The organism is Fructilactobacillus sp. X3R5C2 (assembly GCF_059901175.1).
Genome location: NZ_JBWXVC010000007.1, coordinates 1 through 20,537 on the forward strand (window position 1 = coordinate 1; position 20,537 = coordinate 20,537).

The following is a 20,537-nucleotide window of genomic DNA, read 5'->3' on the forward strand; positions in this document are numbered from 1 at the left end:
TTATGCTGGTGACAACGTACCAACTGACGCCGCAGCGTATGGAGCTACTGCCACAAACGAAGACGGCACAAAGGCAACGATTACCAAGATTGACACATCTAAAGTCAATAATCAGGTACCCGGACAATATCAAGTTGCCATTACCGCATCAAACGGTAAGACTTTCTTCGTACCAGTCACGGTTCTGGCTAACCAAGCCAACATTACCGCCCATGGCATTTCCATTTACGCTGGCGACAACGTGCCAACGGATCCAGCTGCTTACGGTGCCAGTGCCACAAACGAAGACGGCACACCCGCAACGATTACTAAGATTGATACTTCGAAAGTTAACAACCAAGTACCCGGACAATATCAAGTCGCAATTTCGGCCTCAAATGGCAGGACATTCTTTGTTCCGGTTACCGTTCTAGCTAACCAAGCCAACATTACCGCTCACGGCATTTCAATCTATACCGGCGACGACGTTCCAACCGACGCCGCGGCTTATGGCGCTAGTGCCACAAACGAAGATGGAACACCCGCAACGATTACCAAGATTGACACATCTAAAGTTAATAATCAGGTACCCGGTCAGTACCAAGTTGCGATTTCTGCCTCAAATGGCAAAACCTTCTTCGTACCCGTAACGGTTTTAGCCAACCAAGCTAACATCATTGCTCACGGCATTTCCATTTACGCTGGCGACAATGTTCCAACTGATGCAGCTGCCTATGGAGCCAGTGCAACTAACGAAGATGGAACCCCGGCAACGATTACTAAGATTGATACTTCGAAAGTTAATAACCAAGTGCCAGGTCAGTATCAAGTAGCGATTTCTGCCTCAAACGGCAAGACGTTCTACGTCCCAGTCACTGTTTTAGCTAAGAACGCTACCAACCCTGACCAACCCGGAGACAACGGTAGTGGTAACCAACCATCTAATCCAGAAAATCCTGATAACAATGGTGGAAACAACAACAGTGGCAATGGTGAAAACCCAAGTACACCGGATAACCAAGGTGGAAATGAGAACGGTGGTAGTCAAGTTACTCCAAATCAACCGTCAGATAACGGTGGATCATCGGTAACTCCAGACAATCATGGTGATAACGTTTCAAAGCCTTCGGATCAAACTCCATCAGTTCCGGGTAACGAAGGTCAGAATCCGACTGCTTCTAATCAACCAATGAATAACGCTAATGAACCTGATAACAGTGGCAAGCAAACCACCACTCCTACTTCAACAAGCCGTAAGAACCAGACTTCAAGCACTAATGCTGGACACCAAATGACTATGAAACATCAAGGTAAGCAAGCTCCTCAAGCAACTAATCAATCCAACCAAAAGAGCGTTAAGAAAAACAAGCACGTTTTGCCACAAACTGGGCAAGAGACTTCTACTTTCTTAGGGCTCGTTGGACTGGGCTTCATTGGTTCTGCTTTAGCTTTGGCTCTTCGTGATTTAAAACACCGGGTTAAATAAAAGCTTTTTATTAATGAACGGAAAAGATTTTTGACGAAGGGAGTACGCATCTAGAATTAATGCATAAATATAAAAAAATCGCTTTAAAAGTGCAAAAGCGCGTCAATGAACTGAAGTATTTTTCCGATTCCAGGTTGAAACAACAGACGAAGTACCTAAGGGCCCAATTAAAGAATGGCGCTAAGCTCGATAGTTTGATTGTGGAAGCCTACGCGACCGTGTGTGAAGCGGACCGCCGCGTCTTAGGATTGGCGCCATATTATACGCAAATTTTAGGTGCCGTCGTTTTAAACTTTGGCAACATTGCCGAAATGAAAACTGGTGAAGGAAAAACGTTAACCGCGACAATGCCCATGTATCTACATGGATTAGAGGGCAAAGGGGTCTTTTTAATCACGGCGAATTCGTACTTAGCCAGACGTGACGCGAAAGAAATCGGTCAAGTCTACCGTTGGCTGGGTTTGACGATTGCTAGTGGAGTACCAGAAGAAGATGGTGACGATGCCAGTCGGAATTTAAAAAAGATCTACAGTTCAGACATCGTCTACACCACCCACAGTAGTTTGGGATTTGATTACTTGTTTGATAATTTAGCGATTAAGCCCGAAAACCAGCACATTAAGCACCTGGAATTTGCCTTAATTGATGAGATTGATTCCATTTTATTGGACCAGGCCCAAACGCCTTTGATTGTCTCTGGTGCACCCAACGTGCAATCAAACTTGTATCAGCTGTGTGAAAACATGATTCAGCAGCTCGAAGAAGACGTTGACTTTCAAAAATCAGAGGATGGCAAAAAGGTCTGGCTCACTGAAACGGGGATCAATAACTTAGAGGAGTATGCCGGAGTTTCTGATTTACTCGCACCCAAGGCCCATGAATTATATCAGCACCTGAATTTAGCGCTGAAAGCGAAGTGCCTGTTTGTCAGAAATCGTAACTATGTAGTGGAAAACAACGAGATTGTTCTACTGGATAAGATGAACGGACGAAAATTGTACGGCACCAAACTACAATCTGGTCTTCACCAGGCTTTGGAAGCGAAAGAACACGTCAAAATCAGTGATGATAGTCGCGCCTTAGCTAGTATTACCTACCAAAACCTCTTTCGGCTATTTACTCGGCTTTCTGGGATGACCGGAACGGCCAAGACCGACGCTGACGAATTTCGTGAAACTTATCGGTTAAACACGTTTGTCATTCCGACTAATGAGAAAATCATGCGAAATGACCACCCTGATCAGATTTATGCGACCAACGAGGATAAGATCACGGCTTCACTAAAAGAGGTCCAGAAGATGCGGGCGTTGCATCGACCCATCCTGATTGAGACAGGGTCGGTCTCAATGTCAAAGTTATATTCACATATCTTATTGTCACTAGGAATTCCGCACAACGTGTTAAACGCCAATAGTGCTCCTAAGGAGAGTCGGATCATTGCCGATGCCGGGAAGACGGATTCGATTACCGTAGCGACTTCAATGGCAGGTCGGGGAACTGATATTAAGCTCTCGGATCAAGCCATTCAAAACGGTGGTTTATTTGTGCTCGGCACTGAACGAATGTCTTCTTTACGAATTGACAACCAGTTGCGTGGGCGTGCCGGTCGACAGGGTGAACCTGGTGATACGAAGTTTTACGTCTCACTAGAGGATAAGATTGTGACCGAAAATGCTCCCAAGTGGGTCAAAAAGTACCGGGAAAAATTAGTAAAACATCACGTTACGAGTGCTTTAAAGAAACCTCGGATTAAGAACATCATTAATCAATCGCAGGGAACCCAGAAGAATAGTGAAATTTCCGACCGCCAAAACATTTTGAAATTTGACGAAGTGGTCAAGGCCCAGCGTAATTGTCTCTATAAGACCCGGAACGCAGCCATGCGAACGAATGATTTGGATCCTTATATTGATACGGCGATTAATTCGTGCATCGATCATTATTTGCCGCAGTGGAAAAACTACTTTGATATCACCAACTTCATTTATAACAATATCGATTATTCGTTTTTGCCGAATAAAAATGAATTAAAGAATCAATGGCGCAACAAAAAGCGTTTAAAAGCCCAGTTGTTAAAGATGATTGGTGACAAAAAACGGCAGGTTTATCAGCAATTTAAAAATGATGATCAGTTATTAGAGTACAAACGACTGGTGTTATTAAAATCAATCGATACGATGTGGATCGACCAGGTGGATGCGTTGGAACAGTTGAAGTTAGCGGTTAGCAGCCGGAACTGGGGTCAACATAATCCCATTTATGAATATCAAACCGAAGCGCGCCGGGCTTTTCACAATATGCGCGAACGAATCTATCTATTAGTACTCAGAAACATATTATTATCAGAAATTGTGCAAAAAGACGACGGAACCATTGATTTGATTTTTGTATAAGTTTAAAAGGAGATTTTTTAGTGAGGCAATTGTTAAAACGGGGATCATTTACAATCTTTTTGTTGGCTTTGTTTGAACTAGGTGGATTAATCCTAATTCCAGGGTTTCAATTAAAAAATTATGCTAGCACGTTAGATCAAAATGCCTATATCAATTTAATTTCTAGTAACTTTGGTAGTCAAATTACCGTTCCCAGTTTGTTTGCCTTAGGGTTAGGACCGTACATGACGGCGCTAATCGTGTGGCAAGTTGTTACCACCGTTGATGACAAGACCACGAGTCGGATGTCACAAAAGGCGACGGGATACTGGCAAAAGGGAATCACCTTTGTGCTGGCGGCGCTCCAGTCGTTAGCGATGGCCAAGTTATTCCTGCGTTATCAACCAGAGACCCTGGGATTTAACGATGAAGCCTTCTTCTGGTTTATTTTCACCGTCCTACTCGCCGGATCAATGCTGATTGTCTGGCTGGCGGACGTTAATAAGGATCTGGGGATTGGTGGAGTCAGTATCTTTATCATTCCGGGACTGGTCAAAAATCTCCCCACGGTTTTAGATTCGGGGTTAAAAAAGCCGCTGAACTTTTCCGTTCTGGGATGGATCGTCATCGCCATCATTGTTATCGGATTTGTCTACGTCACCGTCTTTGTCAATGAGGCCGAATACCGGATCCCCGTTGAAAGAATTGGGGTCAACAGTTTTCTGACCGATTCATACATTCCGATTAAGGTCTTGGTCTCCGGCGCCATGCCATTCATGTTTGCCTTATCATTATTTTCGATTCCGCTGTTAGTGGTGTCAAATTTAAGGGTCAACGCTCAAATTAGTAAGATAATTTCACTTTTATTTTCCTATCATACGTGGCAGGGAATCGTTTCTTACGGGCTCATCATCGTGGTCTTAAGTTATCTATTTGCGTTTGTGAATTTTCAACCCAACATCATTGCCAAATCATTAAAAGAGAGTGGCGACTATATTTTTAACCTGGCTCCCGGCAAAGAGACGGAGCGGTATCTGACCGGACAGGTTAACATTATGTCTTTTTTAGGGACCATTTACGTGCTGCTGATTGCCTTAGTGCCACTAGTAATCGGTTTGTATTTTCCGATTGTGACTAACTTCTCTTTTTTGTTTGGGTCGTTGTTTATTTTAATTACCATTTTAGACAGCATTTCCCAAGAAGTTCGGGCTCTAATCTATAAGTATCGTTATCGCATTTTTTAATTATGAGGAGGCTATATGGTTTATTTTATCCCTAATTGGCATCCCTACACGCTGCAGCTGGGTTACAACACGATTATTAGTCAGCTGGCGATTTTTCAGGATAATGACGAAGACTGTACGTTAGTCACCAACAGTTTTTTGCCCATGTTGACGTACCAATTAAATGAGTACGGACTGCTGAACACTCCGTATTGGCAGGCATTGGATGAAATTCAGGATGTGCACATCAAGATTGGCAAGCCGCTCGCGATTGAAGACATTCCGCTGCCAAGTGATTTAGAACGGGTGTACTCCCCACGCGGAATTCAGTTCTTAAGAGACGATCAGTTGTATGCCAAGGCGAACTATTTTGCTGAGAAAGTCTTAAGTACCATTGAATACTATCAGGATGGTCAGTTGACTGCGGTGGATTATTTTGATTCGCGCGGTTTTCTATCTCGAAGAGGCATCTACGATCAGGGAGTTCTAAAACAAACCCAATTGTATAATCCGCTTTCGGAGGTGGTCTTAACCATTGATCACAATCATGATGATTACGTCCAGATTGCGAAACCTTTTCAAAAACACTTTGCGCACTCGCATTATCCCAATTTAACGGACTTAATCAGCGAAGTTTCACAAAACTATTTCAATCAGGTCAAGACCGATGGTGGGATTCAAATCATTGACAATCCAACTAAGGATAGTCTGACGCTGACTCACCAGTTACAAAGTGAGTATCAAGTTGGTAGTTTTTTAACCGATCAAACCTTGATTAATCAAGCAGCTCTAGCCCAGTTAGCTGGCAAGAACAGTGCCATTCTGGTGCCCAATCAACTAATTGCCGATAAAATCAAGCGCACTTGGCAGGATCAGGAACATCCTTTAAATGTAAGGGTCGTTTCGCCCTACGCTGCTCACCTCAACTTGGGGATTAGTAACAGCATGGCGCAACAAATTATTTTTTGGAAAATTAACGAAATGCCCGAAAGGACCGTGAGACGTTTAGCAAATAAGCTGTTGCGCGTGGTTAGTGAAGGTAAGGACAAGGCCATTGTTTTTGACGTGAATGACGAACACATGCGTAAGACCCTCGAACAAGAAATTACGACGGAAATCGAGACGTATTTTGCGGTTTCCTTACAATCAGCCGACTTTTTGTGGGTCAGAAAGTACCTGAAGCTAAAAAAAGAGCATGAACTAACGTCCAAACTACGAAAAAAGGCGAAGGCAAAGGAGCAGCAGGCTAATTGGGAACAATTAGTTGGTGCTAGTGAGACTTTAGACCGGATTCAGATTTACTCTAATCACAACCCAGCCTTCTACCAGCAAAATATTCACAAGGCCCGCATTCTGGTTGATTTGGATCGGTTACCAAGTCCTTATCTGCAGATTAATGCGATTAGCGCCGGCATTCCCCAGATCAACGTGGTTCAAACTGGTTATGTAACTGATAACGAAAATGGAATCATCATCAAAGATGATTTGCACCTCGTAAAGGCGGTTAATTACTTTTTGGATAATTTGGACCGTTGGAACCAGTCATTGGTTGCCAATATCAGCAAAATCGAAAGGTTTTCTAGCGAAGAGATTGTCGCCAGAATTGATGCCATTTTTAAAGAAATGAGGTGAAGTTCATGGCTAAAAAGGGGCTCATTCAACTAGGTGGTCAAAAGTTAAATTTAAATAAAACGTTAGATGACAACTTTAAGTATCAGTATTTTTCATTGGACGATCCTAAGGATGTCTTTGAGATGCAACAAACCATCTTGGATGATGAAAAGTTGAATCCCAAGTACAGCAACACGCTTTTTATCCTGGGCAAACAATCGCTGGTTTATATCATGCCGAAGTTAATTGAGGTGCTTCCCGCTAATAACATTATTTACCAGCAGGGCGAAAACTTTTCGGATGAAATTGAGAAGACCCTCAACTATAAAAATGCGCAAAATGTCAATTTAACTGATTCTGATGAAGTAACTAAATTAATTGAACAAGTTTATTTTGCTGGTCAGTTTGGAAGTCGATTGAATAAGGACAAGGTTGAGATTATGTCCGAATTACTGCCTCACACTACCCAAACCGGTTCGGGTCAGGTCAGTTTTGACCACTTGACGTTGTCGCATCAGGTTCAAGCCATTAATTTTCAAATGACCCTCGAACAAGATACCGACACCTTAATGGAGTTTTGGCCCGAATATAAACTACAAGGGTCAGGGAAGGTGACGTTTAAATTATATTTTTTAGACGCCCAAACCGACAACGTTATTAAACAGTGCACGATTGCTGGATCCGACCTAGACCAACCCTTTACCTATCAGACGCCTAAACAACGTTCTAATTTGTATGTTTCGGTGTTTTTAAAGGGGCAGATTGAGTCGTTTACGCTAAGAAGAATTCACGTCAGAAGACGCCGGCGAAATCTGGGAACTTACATGGTGGGCTCAAAAACGTTGACTGACCAGCAGAATTATAAGGGCGAGATTGCCGCCTATTTTAATCCTGGTGATTTAAAACCGCCCCTAAACGTCTACTTCAGTGGATACCGAACCGCTGAGGGATTTGAAGGAGGCAGGATGATGAGTAATATCAGTTCCTCGCCCTATTTGTTGATTGCCGACGAAAGAATGGAAGGCGGTTCCTTCTACATTGGCAGTAAAGAATTGGAACAACAATTAATTATAACAATTAAAAAGTGCCTGGAAAAGTTGCATTTTTCTAGTGATGACCTGGTTTTGTCGGGGATTTCGATGGGGACGACGGCAGCTTTATACTACGCAACTGACCTAAAGCCCGCCGCCGTGATTGTCGGAAAGCCCCTCGTAAATTTAGGAACCATCGCTAAAAATTCCTGCTTGCACCGCCCCTTTGATTTTTTGACCTCGCTGGATTTGTTGCTAACGCACGAGGGCAAGACCGACGAAGCGGCCCAAAAACATTTTAATCAATATTTTTGGAATCATTTTAAGACTGGCGACTTTTCCAAAACCATTTTTGCCATCGCCTATATGAAACAGGATGATTACGACAAAGAGGCCTACGGTGAGCTGTTTAATTATTTTAAGCAGCAGGAGCAAGCTGTAAAGGTGATAAGTAAGGGGTTAATCGGGCGCCATAATGATGACACCAACGGGATCGTAAATTGGTTTGTCAGACAATACCATAATTTGATGCAGGAAAAGTTTGATAGGAGTTAAGAAATTGGAAGCAATGACCGTTTTAACGTGGGGAAGATATCTTAACCCAATGGAACGATATGGAGCTCAAGTCACATACTCACCAACTGAAGTAACTTATTCATCTCCATTATTGTCTCCAGGCACTAGCATTTATACCTGGAACTCACAATTGAATTTTCAGGACGTGCGAATGCAGGGCGAGTTGCCAATCTTACTTGGAAATCACAAATATCACATCGTTAGTGATTATACGGCGAAACCGGTTGATTCGGTTTATTTTAAAGTCACAATCTACGATCAATCCCATGATTTTATGAAGGAAATTATCATCAACGGACATGAGGGCAACTTTGAGTATCCAGAGCACGCTTCCGAGTACAAAATCTCGTTGGTGGTGAAAGCAAATCAGTCAATCACGTTTAGATACCTCATATTAGGCGAAGCCGATAATTTTAAGGATCTGAATTTTAAAGTGAGCCTCAATTTGAAGTTAACCAAGTTTATATATCCGAACGCTAAGAAGCTGGATATCTACCTTGGACGCCGTGATTCCGGGAGTTGGACGGTTCCCGTTAAAACGAATCGGGCCCAGATCTTTTGTCGGCTTTCTACTGGTGAAATTAATGATCAAGCTAAAGCTGATGCCGCGATGAAGAAGTTGTTTGAGGCCATTAATCAAGATGAGCAGCTGAAAAAAATGGCAACCGAGGTCAGACCGTACGGCTATCCTCTTTCTAAAATTAACCAAGTAAAGGAATGAAATGATGAAAGAACAAGTAAAAAGGATGCAACCAATGAATTTTTTTATTAATCGTGCCATGGGAATTGGTAATTCTGGAGTGGAACATGCGCAGTTTTATCGAGCACGCCGTTTTGATGAAATGGAACTGCCATATCGGTATATTTTTGTGCAATTAATTAACAATTTACACGAAGCCATGGATACCTGGAATCTAAGAAATGACCAAGTCATCAATATGTACGAATATTTTGTGCTAGGAAATGATTATTTACGGCATGGGGTCAAAAAGTTCTATCCATATCAACACGAAACGGTGATTGATGATACCAACACCACCCGCATGCTGAAAATCCAGACGACTTCGGGGATGAAGATTATTGAAACCATGGTGAAGTTTCCTAATAAAAAACATGACTTGTTAATTATGAGTCTGTCTAAGATTGAAATTTACTCCAGTAAGACGGGCGAGAAAAAGGTCACGTTTGACTTTTATGATAACGGTCATAAAGAGACTCTGATCAAAAATATTCACCTCTTCAATCAGGATGGCAAGCAGTTCTATTTCGCAAATGAAGTTCAATTGCAACGGTACTTTTTTGAACGGGTGGATCGGGCCTACAACCACAATAACAATTGGTTTTTAGATCGTGGCGAAGAAAGTGAAGCGGCCTTACTGTACCCTAAGATGCCACAAAGTAAAGTGGTGGAAGTGGTCCATGCGGATCATTTGTCCGATCGCAACGACCCCCGTTACCCACTGTGGAATAACTACTACGAATATTCGTTAACGCACCTTGATAATATCGACAGCATTATCAGTGCTACCAAAATGCAAACTGATGATCTAGTGAAGGATTTTCCGAATCAAAAAGATAAATTTACTACCATCCCGGTTGGTGGCGTGGATGACAAGGGGACTGGTAAAACCAGGCCGAAACAGCGAGCTAAAAAATTGCGTTCGCTTAAATTAATTACTGCTTCGCGATTAGCTGGGGAAAAGCACATTGATATGTTAGTACTTGCAGTTGCTAAGGTACATAAACAAGGGACTGCAGTTTCTCTAGATATCTACGGTGCCGGTGGTGAAAAGGGTTTAATTGAGAAAACCATCAAGAAAGAAAATGCGGAAGACTACATTAAATTAAAGGGGTTGTCCCATCATTTAGATGATATTTATCCCAAATATGATGCCTTTGTCTCAGCATCGTTTTCAGAAGGATTTGGCTTGACCACGGTGGAAGCGTTAAGTGCCGGATTACCAGTAATTGCCTACAAAGCCCGTTTTGGCGCGATGGAAATGATAAAAGATGGGGTCAATGGATTTTTACAAGATTTCAAACGGGGCGATAAGAACGTCGATTTTGATGTGAATAGTTTGGCAAAAGGAATTAACCGGTTGTTAAAGTCTGATTATGGAAAAGTCCAAAGGGCCACCGTCAGTTCGATGGCTCCCTTTCAAAATCATGTCATTGCGAATAAATGGAAGGAGTTTGTTGATGCATTACGAACTAACCAATAAAATAAACGACCAAAATCCAGTTTGGCAACACCAACGAGACCGAATTCAAAAGAGGAAGGGCCAGGTGATTACGCTAGCGCCAGCCTCTAATTTTCGTGATTCCCTACTAACAAATCAGATCAGTGGTTTTAACGTTGTCGATTATATTACTGGTCGAACCTTAGATATGGATCCCAAAGCGTTTTTGTTTTTCAATCGGGTGCCCACGGTTGACGGAGCCGAGATTTATATGAACGCTGATTTCACGATTAATATCATCGTAAATGGTAATCCGATTGGACACGTCATTTTGTGGCCGAACACGCGCCGTCACGTCAAAGAGGTTGATTATGTTTTCCCAAACGACGAATTAGACTACATCGAAGAATTCGCCAGTGACGGCAAGAAGTTCAGCAACATCATCTACACCAAAGGACAGCCCCAACGGATCGATTTTTATAATGATGCCGGCGTCCCAGCGTTGTGTTTCTATTTTTACAAAAAGCAGCTAAATTGGGTGACCATTGAGGATTTTGGTTCTTTAAAGACCCAAAAACAGTTTAGAAATTTGGATGAATTTTATGCCGATACGATTGGAAAATACTTAACGTCGAAGGATTCAGTCGGCATTAGTTACATGGGAGTGGAATTGTGGGCGTTATCGCAATCGAAATCGCATAACACCCTCTATTTGGACGAATCGCCCCTTAATGATGACGGCAACGTTAAGCAAAATTTGTTGGATATTCTGACGGATGAAATTTCCTATATCCAAGACGTGCATATGAATAAGAAATTCTTACAGGAATTAAAGGAAAAAGGTGTTCCGACGAAAAAAGTAGTAGTGGATTAGTTTTTAAAGCAGGTGATAAAATGCCAAAAATTAAATTGAAAGAGTTACAGCAGGATATTAGGTTACGGTTTGATGAAGAGAAAAAATACGTTGTTGATGCTTCGGATACTAAAAGTACCGGGAAAGTAATTATGATTATTGTTTCAGTGATTATGGTATTCGTGGTGATCCTTAGTCTGGTCTATAGTTTTATAGCTTTAGCGGGGTAATAAAAATGAATCTTCCTTCATTAGGAGTCGCATATTATGTCGATCTGCATTGTCGAAATAAAGAAATTCCACAAAATAGTGTTGCTGCCGTTAGTATGGACCGGGGGAAAATTGCTGAATTGATTCAGCAACATAAAGTGAAAATAAGTTCATTTTTAGATCGAGTGGGTTTAAGTACTTCACGTTACTATCGTTGGATTAATTATGAGATTGATATCCCATTTGAATATATTTTTGGAATTAAAAAATTATTGGGAATTTCTGACGAAGAATTTCTGGCATTATTAACTCCATCAACGGATGAATTAATCGATACACTGGCCCTCGCTTCTTTTTATGATACTTATGACTACAGTCCTAGTAAACTTCAAGTGATTTTAAATAGTCTCGATAAGTACCGGTTACAGCTAGCATCGCCCTTTTTTAAGGTCTATACGTACACTAAGATCATCAGTCAAATTGCCGAGCGGCAAAAGCCTGATGTGTCCACGTTCTTTAAGAGTAACGAGAAGTACTTTAAAGATTGTGATGACCTAACTGATTTTGATATTTATTTAAACGTTTTGGACCTGAATTTGAGGCGCTCCCTATTTCCAAAGAAAAAAATTGATGGTGACTTTCTGGTATTACAGAAGGTCTTAAGCGGATTAAAGAGCACTGATTTAGACCGAATATACGTTTACTGGGGCTTTGCGATTGATTTTGTGATTAACTTTTGCCTTAACCGACAATCAGATCAAGCAATTAAATTTTTAAAGCAGGTTTATCAAGCAATTAATACAAGTGGATCTAGTTCCATGGATGGTCATCTGTATAACTGTTATGAGCAAACTTATAGTTTAATAACCAATCAGGTTACTTGTCCAGAATTTTCACAAGAAATTTTACAAAGTAAGTCCGTTTTTAATTATGAAAATGACTATTGGAAGGGAATCCAAAAGTTTATTAAAAGTGAATATTAAGTGAGACGAAAACAACTGGATTGACGGTAAATTCAGCTGTTTTTGTTTATTTAAATAAAATTTGATTATTTAGTGAAAAAATCGTCCCATTATTGGGAATATGGGCTAAATAATTTCATTTGGATATATAGTAAGACCATCTCAATTTAGATTATTCACAAATTTAAGGGGGAAAGATCTTATGAGAGGGAAAGGAAATAAAAAGCAAAACATTCGTCTAGCATTAAGAGATGATGCTAGAACGCATTACAAAATGTATAAAGCTGGTAAACAATGGATGGTTGCCGGAATTTCACTAATTGGTGGATTACTGGGTGCTAACATTGGAATTGCTTCTGTTTCAGCTAATTCAGTTTCAACAAGTGGCAATAATACTAGTAAAGAAAATAAGGATGCGGATGTTTTACCGAATAAAAACTCCGCAACAATTTCATCAACTTCGCAGACCACGTCTTCTGCAGCCGGAAGTCAGGTGGATTCGCAAGCTAAGATTGACCAAATCTCCACTAGTATGAGTGAAGCTTTGTCAACGTCTACGTCAGCTTCCATGGCCGCTGCTAATTCCACTAGTGAAAACAAGGTTAGTTCCGATTCTGGTTCGACGACGGCCAATAGTCAGGCTAAGAGTAATCAGACTAAGACTGAGAATCAATCCGAACAAAATTCTAACACGACTAAGGCTGTGCCTAACTCTGACAGTGAGGCCATTAAGGCTGATACGAATGGTAAGACGACAGATTCTACTAGCTCAGTTGATTCGACTTCAGCTGCTAGTCAAACGATTAGTGATCAAGTTAAGCCATCAGTATTACAATCAGGTTCACAGCTTAATAGTGAGTCCACTATTACCAAGGCCTTAGACAACAGTCAGTCGATCACGTCTGCTTCCCAGCTTAACAGTGACAGCAGTAGCATTAGTGGGATAAACGATTCCGCTAAAGCAAGTGAGACAACTAACCAAGATGTTTATAACCAAGTTAAGGCCGTTGTGCCAAACGACGCTACCGTTACCGTTGATTCACAAAACCAAGTCATTAGTGTTGGTTTAGCCAACGGTTTGACACCTAATAATAGTACTTTGGCAGCCCTAAGTACCATTGGTGAAAACAACAACATGTCCATTAACATTAAGGACTTAAGTGGCAATAAGAATAGCGATGCTAACAGTACTTCAACTTTGGCTGATAACGTTCTGTCTGACAGTGAAAACGTCTTGGCTAACAACAGTGAATCGACTAGCCAAAACGTTTCGACATCAACGTCAGAAAGCAACAGTGCTTTAACTAGTCAAAATGAGCAACAATCTACTAGTGCCCAAAATTCAACCAATGAAAAGCAACCAGTCGCTAATCCGAACGTGGTACTAGCATCTCAACAAGATACTTCAACGGTTCATGTGGCAACTGCGGACCAATTATACGATGAAATCGTGAACGGAACCGCTAATAACATCATCATTGATGATGACATTAACTTTGCTGATTTAAAGAACTTTAATAGTGGACAAGAAGTTATTAATGACGTTAAAAACCCACGGAATTTAAAGATTGGTTCAGCCGCAGGGCACCATTACACGATTGATCTAAGGGGTTACACCTTTAACAACTGGAGTGGCCTAGTTAATAATACGACCGTTGAATATGACAATTTAGACATTTATGGTCAATGTTTTTATGGCTTTATGAGTCAATCAACGTCATATATCATTAATAATGTCAATTACACTGGTGCTCAGTTTATTTACGGAAGAAATGGTTCTGGTGGACCTACTGACGTTACGATCTACGGTAACGTTACCGCACAGTCAGTTCCTTCCTACACGAATAAGTTTTCTAGTAAACCAATTCAAACTGAATCTGGCAGTCAACAAGTAATTGAAGCCGGTTCAATTACCTTTGGCGCTAACTCCAATTTCACTGGGACTAGTTACAGTGATAATGTTATCGAATTAAGTAAGGGTGGCAACGTTAATGGCGACGTTACGTTAGAACATGGTGCTACCGTTACCCTAATTCCTAACAATAATGGTGGTTCTAATGAAAACAGTAGAAACGGTACTGTTTATGGGATTACCACCAAGGGTGGCAATATTAATGTTGAAACAGGTGCTACTTTAAATATTATTTTGAATAATAATAATAGCAGTACAACTAGTTCCCTGGCCGGAGCCATCTATTCCTTTGGTAATACCGCCATTACTGTTAATGGCTCCATGAATATTATTGCTAATGGAAATATTAATCCTGGAAATTCTTCTCAACCAGGTTTGATTTACCTTGGCAATTCTTCTAGTGTCTTGGTTAACAGTGGCGGTAATCTTAACGTTACCTACAATCAATCTGGAAAGACGACTAGTTATTCACAAAGTTTAATTTACTTAAATAATGGTGGATACATCACCGTTGAAGATACCGGAAAGATGTCATTGAAGGCAACGGGGAGCCAACCAGTTATTCTAGTAAATAATGGCGGATCTGCCGGCACGATTACCATTACCGATCCTGAAAACGTTGTATTTGATTTAACTCAAAGTAATGCACAGAGTTTAATTGCAAGCAATCGGACTGTCTTTAGTGTTAAAAATGTATCAATGATAATTGGGAATGAATCTTTCCCAGACCCAACGAGTTATTTGAACTTCGAAATTGGTACGGACGGTAAAATTGGAAAAGTTGTACTATACAATGTTAATTTTAACGAAGAAGAAAGAATTGAGGCCATACTAAACGGTCAAAATCAGCCAAATTACCTTCAATTTGGATCTGGTAACACAGCTACGAGTGATAGTCAAAGTACTTCTAATAGTCAATCAACCAGTACAATTGATAGTCACAGTGAAAGTGAAAGCGCTTCTACAAGTCAAGTAGATAGTTTGAGCGACTCAACTAGTGATAGCTTGAGTAAGGTTGCTAGTAACAGTGACAGTTTAAGTGATTCTACTAGTAAAAGTGACAGTACTTCAGTAAGTGAAAGCGACTCAACAATTGACAGTTTGAGCAACTCTACCAGTAAGAGTGGCAGCGATTCTGTAAGTATCAGCGACAGCCTAAGCAATTCAACTAGTAAGAGTGAATCTGTAAGTACAAGTGATAGCTTGAGTGAGTCTACCAGCAAGAGTGAATCTATAAGTACAAGCAATAGCTTGAGTGAATCAACAAGTAAGAGCGGTAGTACTTCATTGAGTAACAGCGAATCCGCCAGCACTTCAATGAGTGAAAGCGACTCAACCAAGAGTGACTCATTAAGCACGAGTGAAAGCTTAAGTAACTCGACAAGTAAGAGTGATTCTGTTTCATTGAGTAATAGTGAATCAACCAGCAAGAGTGACTCTGCTTCACTAAGTGGTAGCGAATCAACCAGTACCTCAATGAGTGAAAGCGATTCTACTAAGAGTGACTCTATAAGCAATAGTGATAGTTTGAGTGAATCTACAAGTAAGAGCGACTCTGTTTCATTGAGTGATAGTGAATCAACTAGTACTAGCGATGAAAACTCGACTAGCAAGAGTGACTCTGTAAGTACTAGTGACAGCCAGAGCACTTCTACTAGTCAGAGCGGCAGTACTTCATTAAGTGATAGTGAATCCACTAGTACTTCAGTGAGCGAAAGCAACTCAACTAAGAGTGACTCACTGAGTACCAGTGATAGTCAGAGTACTTCTACTAGCAATAGTTCCTCAGTAAGTGGTAGTTCATCTACCAGTGATAGCCTGAGAAACTCCATGAGTACTAGTGCTTCACTAAGCACTAGCGACAGTTTAAGCGACTCTACTAGTCAGAGTGGTAGTACTTCATTAAGTGATAGTGAATCCACTAGTACTTCAGTGAGCGAAAGCAACTCAACTAAGAGCGATTCATTAAGCACGAGCGATAGCTTGAGTGCTTCTACAAGCAAGAGTGGCAGTACCTCATTAAGCGGCAGTGAGTCAACTAGCACCTCAATGAGCGAAAGCGATTCTACTAAGAGTGACTCCATAAGTACTAGTGATAGTTTGAGTGAATCTACAAGTAAGAGCGACTCTGTTTCATTGAGTGATAGTGAATCGACTAGTACTAGCGATGAAAACTCCACAAGTAAGAGTGATTCGTTAAGTACCAGTGATAGCCAAAGCATTTCAACAAGCGATAGTGAGAGTGCTTCATTGAGTACTAGTGGCAGTGAATCAACCAGTGATAGCCTGAAAAACTCGATGAGTACAAGTGGCAGTCAAAGTACTTCCACAAGTGATAGTTTAAGTGAATCCACTAGCAAGAGCGATTCTGTTTCATTGAGCACTAGCGACAGCCTAAGCGAATCCACAAGCAAGAGTGGCAGTACTTCATTGAGTGGCAGTGAATCTACTAGCACTTCAATGAGCGAGAGTGATTCCGTAAGTACTAGTGACAGCCTAAGTAATTCTACAAGTACGAGCGGCAGTACTTCGTTAAGCGACAGTGAATCAACAAGTACTTCGTTAAGCGACAGTGAATCAACAAGTACTTCGATGAGTGAAAGCAACTCAACCAAGAGTGACTCATTAAGCACCAGTGATAGCTTAAGCGAATCAACTAGTAAGAGTGGATCTGTAAGTACTAGTGACAGTTTAAGCACATCCACAAGCAAGAGTGACTCATTAAGTACTAGCGACAGCCAGAGCACTTCAACTAGCAAGAGTGGCAGCACTTCATTAAGTGATAGTGAATCAACTAGTACTTCAGTGAGCGAAAGTAACTCCACCAAGAGTGACTCCATCAGCACTAGTGATAGTTTGAGTAACTCAACAAGTAAGAGTGGCAGCACTTCCTTAAGTGACAGTGAATCAACTAGTACTTCAATGAGCAAGAGTGATTCCGTAAGTACTAGTGACAGCCTAAGCGAATCCACAAGCAAGAGTGGCAGTACTTCATTGAGTGGCAGTGAATCTACTAGTACTTCAGTGAGTGAAAGTGAGTCGACTAAGAGCGACTCCATTAGCACAAGTGATAGCTTGAGTAACTCAACAAGCAAGAGCGGCAGCACTTCATTAAGTGACAGTGGATCAACTAGCACCTCAATTAGTGAAAGTAACTCAACCAAGAGTGAATCAGTAAGTACCAGTGATAGTTTAAGTCAATCTACAAGCAAGAGTAGTAGTATTTCACTAAGTAACAGTGGATCAATAAGTACTTCAATGAGCGACAGTCAATCTACCAGCGATAAAAATTCAATTAGCGATAGTGATTCCGTAAGTACTAGTGATAGCTTGAGTGACTCAACTAGTAAGAGTAACAGCACTTCATTAAGTGGCAGTGAGTCAACTAGCACCTCAATGAGTGAAAGCAACTCGACTAAGAGCGATTCACTAAGTACTAGTGATAGTTCCTCAGTAAGTGGTAGTACTTCTACCAGTGATAGCCTGAGAAACTCTATGAGTGATAGTACCTCATTGAGTACCAGTGGCAGTCAAAGCGTTTCAACAAGTAACAGTGATAGTGCTTCATTGAGTACTAGTGACAGCCAAAACATTTCCACTAGCAATAGCGACAGTGCTTCTGTAAGTACTAGTGACAGCCAAAGCATCTCCACAAGCAATAGCGACAGTGCATCATTGAGTACTAGTGATAGCCAGAGTATCTCTACTAGCAATAGTAATAGCGCATCTGTAAGTACAAGTGACAGTCAGAGTATTTCCACTAGCGATAGCGCCAGCACATCATTGAGTACAAGCGACAGTCAAAGCGTTTCAACTAGCGACAGCAACAGCACATCATTGAGTACCAGTGATAGCCAAAGCGTCTCCACTAGCAACAGTGGTAGTGCTTCATTGAGTACTAGTGACAGCCAAAGCATCTCCACAAGCAATAGTGGCAGTGCTTCTGTAAGTACTAGTGACAGCCAAAGCATCTCCACAAGCAATAGCGACAGTGCTTCTGTAAGTACTAGTGACAGTCAGAGTATTTCCACTAGCGATAGTGATAGTGCATCGTTGAGTACAAGTGATAGTACCAGTGCTTCTGTAAGTACTAGTGACAGTCAAAGCATCTCTACTAGCAACAGTGGTAGTGCATCATTAAGTACTAGTGGAAGTCAAAGTATCTCTACTAGCAATAGTGGCAGTGCCTCATTGAGTACTAGTGATAGTCAAAGCATTTCAACTAGCAACAGTGATAGTGCTTCTGTAAGTACTAGCGACAGTGAATCAATTAGTACCAGTAACAGTTCCTCAGTAAGTGGTAGTGAGTCTACCAGTGATAGCCTGAGAAACTCGATGAGTACAAGCGCTTCGTTGAGTATGAGTGATAGCTTAAGTAACTCTATTAGCAAGAGTAACTCTACTTCATTGAGTGACAGTGAATCTACTAGTACGTCAATGAGCAACAGTACTTCAAATAGTATTAGCGACAGCGCTTCAGTAAGTACTAGCGGTAGTCAGAGCGTTTCAACTAGCAACAGTACTAGCGCTTCGTTGAGTACGAGTGACAGTCAGAGTATTTCCACTAGCGATAGTGATAGTGCATCGTTGAGTACAAGCGACAGTCAAAGTACTTCTACTAGCAATAGTTCCTCAGTAAGTGGTAGTTCATCTACCAGTGATAGCCTGAGAAACTCCATGAGTACTAGTGCTTCACTAAGCACTAGCGACAGTTTAAGCGACTCTACTAGTCAGAGTGGTAGTACTTCGTTGAGTGGCAGTGAATCTACTAGTACTTCAATGAGTAATAGCATTTCTACTATCAATAGTGCATCATTGAGTACAAGTGACAGTCAAAGCATCTCCACGAGCAATAGTGGTAGTGCATCATTGAGTACGAGTGATAGTCAAAGTATCTCCACAAGCAATAGTGGTAGTGCCTCAGTAAGTACTAGCAATAGTCAAAGCGTTTCAACTAGTGATAGCGACAGCGCATCGTTGAGTACGAGCGACAGTCAAAGCGTTTCAACTAGCGACAGCAACAGCGCATCATTGAGTACCAGTGACAGTCAGAGTATCTCCACTAGCAATAGTGATAGTGCTTCGACAAGTACGAGCGATAGTCAAAGTATCTCTACAAGTAACAGCGATAGTGCTTCGTTGAGTACAAGCGGTAGTCAAAGTATCTCTACTAGCAATAGTGGCAGTGCCTCATTGAGTACTAGTGATAGTCAAAGCATTTCAACTAGCAATAGTGATAGTGCTTCATTGAGTACGAGTGACAGTCAAAGCGTTTCAACTAGCGACAGCAGCAGCGCATCATTGAGTACCAGTGACAGTCAGAGTATTTCAACTAGCGATAGCGCCAGCACATCATTGAGTATCAGCAATAGTCAAAGTATCTCCACTAGCAATAGTATTAGCGCTTCTGTAAGTACTAGTGATAGTGCCTCATTGAGTACTAGTGACAGTGAATCAATTAGTACCAGTAACAGTTCCTCAGTAAGTGGCAGTGAATCTACCAGTGATAGCCTGAGAAACTCCATGAGTACAAGTGGATCAACTAGCGATAGCCTATCAACAAGTGCCAGCACTTCAACTAGTACTTCGATGAGCACAAATCATTCCGAAAGTACCAGTGCTAGTTCTTCAGTAAGTGGTTCTCAATCCACTAGCGACAGCTTATCAACGAGTGCGAGTGGTTCGATGAGTACTTCAATGAGTACAAATCACTCCGAAAGTACGAGTGCCAGTGCGTCAATGAGCGGTTCTCAATCGACGAGTGATAGCTTATCAACAAGTGCCAGCGGCTCAACTAGTACTTCAATGAGCACAAATCACTCCGAAAGTACGAGTGCCAGCGCCTCAATGAGTGGTAGTCAATCGACAAGCGACAGCCTATCAACCAGTGCGAGTGGTTCAACTAGTACTTCGATGAGCACAAATCATTCCGAAAGTACGAGTGCCAGCGCCTCAATGAGCGGTTCTCAATCCACTAGTGATAGCTTATCAACCAGTGCAAGTGGTTCGATGAGTACTTCGATGAGTGAAAACAACTCGGCAAGTACGAGCGCCAGCGCTTCGGTAAGTGGTAGTCAATCGACAAGCGACAGCCTATCAACCAGTGCGAGTGGTTCAACTAGTACTTCGATGAGCACAAATCA

The 20,537-nt window shown here is 41.5% G+C and carries 11 protein-coding genes; all 11 read left to right on the top strand.

The window, feature by feature from the left end; genetic code table 11:
• The coding region (locus AC6UD4_RS07060; protein WP_500694583.1) for an LPXTG cell wall anchor domain-containing protein at positions 1-1,465 on the top strand (1,465 nt) is incomplete at its 5' end.
• 59 nt (positions 1,466-1,524) lie between these two features.
• Positions 1,525-3,858 carry an accessory Sec system translocase SecA2 gene (gene secA2 / locus AC6UD4_RS07065; RefSeq protein WP_500694582.1) on the top strand — a complete coding sequence of 778 codons (2,334 nt, stop codon included), beginning with the start codon at positions 1,525-1,527 and terminating at the stop codon, positions 3,856-3,858.
• Between the two features lie 20 nt (positions 3,859-3,878).
• Entirely contained in the window at positions 3,879-5,081 is a 1,203-nt protein-coding gene (locus tag AC6UD4_RS07070; protein WP_500694581.1) for an accessory Sec system protein translocase subunit SecY2, read from the top strand.
• A gap of 15 nt (positions 5,082-5,096) precedes the next feature.
• Positions 5,097-6,692 carry an accessory Sec system protein Asp1 gene (gene asp1, locus AC6UD4_RS07075; protein ID WP_500694580.1) on the top strand — a complete coding sequence of 532 codons (1,596 nt, stop codon included), beginning with the start codon at positions 5,097-5,099 and terminating at the stop codon, positions 6,690-6,692.
• A 5-nt stretch (positions 6,693-6,697) separates the two neighbouring features.
• Complete coding sequence (gene asp2 / locus AC6UD4_RS07080; protein ID WP_500694579.1) at positions 6,698-8,257, top strand: accessory Sec system protein Asp2; 1,560 nt, start codon at positions 6,698-6,700, stop codon at positions 8,255-8,257.
• Positions 8,258-8,270: 13 nt separating this feature from the next.
• Complete coding sequence (gene asp3, locus AC6UD4_RS07085) at positions 8,271-8,999, top strand: accessory Sec system protein Asp3 (protein WP_500694584.1); 729 nt, start codon at positions 8,271-8,273, stop codon at positions 8,997-8,999.
• Between the two features lie 34 nt (positions 9,000-9,033).
• A complete protein-coding gene (locus tag AC6UD4_RS07090) occupies positions 9,034-10,500 on the top strand; it encodes a glycosyltransferase (RefSeq protein WP_500694578.1) in 1,467 nt (488 codons plus the stop codon).
• Positions 10,478-11,332, top strand: a complete 855-nt coding sequence (locus tag AC6UD4_RS07095) for a hypothetical protein (protein ID WP_500694577.1) — start codon at positions 10,478-10,480, stop codon at positions 11,330-11,332. Before AC6UD4_RS07090 ends, AC6UD4_RS07095 begins: the two co-directional genes overlap by 23 nt.
• Positions 11,333-11,352: 20 nt before the next feature.
• Positions 11,353-11,541, top strand: coding sequence for a hypothetical protein (locus AC6UD4_RS07100; protein WP_500694576.1), 189 nt, complete (start codon positions 11,353-11,355; stop codon positions 11,539-11,541).
• Between the two features lie 5 nt (positions 11,542-11,546).
• A complete protein-coding gene (locus AC6UD4_RS07105; protein WP_500694575.1) occupies positions 11,547-12,503 on the top strand; it encodes a helix-turn-helix domain-containing protein in 957 nt (318 codons plus the stop codon).
• Between the two features lie 181 nt (positions 12,504-12,684).
• Positions 12,685-20,537, top strand: a 7,853-nt coding sequence (locus AC6UD4_RS07110) for a KxYKxGKxW signal peptide domain-containing protein (RefSeq protein WP_500694574.1), incomplete at its 3' end; no start/stop codon positions are given.

Excerpts from the sequence above, each read along its gene's own strand:
- AC6UD4_RS07100 (WP_500694576.1), top strand. The coding sequence starts at position 11,353 with ATGCCAAAAATTAAATTGAAAGAGTTACAGCAGGATATTAGGTTACGG.
- asp3 (WP_500694584.1), top strand. The coding sequence starts at position 8,271 with ATGACCGTTTTAACGTGGGGAAGATATCTTAACCCAATGGAACGATAT.
- asp1 (WP_500694580.1), top strand. The coding sequence starts at position 5,097 with ATGGTTTATTTTATCCCTAATTGGCATCCCTACACGCTGCAGCTGGGT.
- AC6UD4_RS07095 (WP_500694577.1), top strand. The coding sequence starts at position 10,478 with ATGCATTACGAACTAACCAATAAAATAAACGACCAAAATCCAGTTTGG.
- asp2 (WP_500694579.1), top strand. The coding sequence starts at position 6,698 with ATGGCTAAAAAGGGGCTCATTCAACTAGGTGGTCAAAAGTTAAATTTA.
- AC6UD4_RS07090 (WP_500694578.1), top strand. The coding sequence starts at position 9,034 with ATGAATTTTTTTATTAATCGTGCCATGGGAATTGGTAATTCTGGAGTG.
- AC6UD4_RS07105 (WP_500694575.1), top strand. The coding sequence starts at position 11,547 with ATGAATCTTCCTTCATTAGGAGTCGCATATTATGTCGATCTGCATTGT.
- secA2 (WP_500694582.1), top strand. The coding sequence starts at position 1,525 with ATGCATAAATATAAAAAAATCGCTTTAAAAGTGCAAAAGCGCGTCAAT.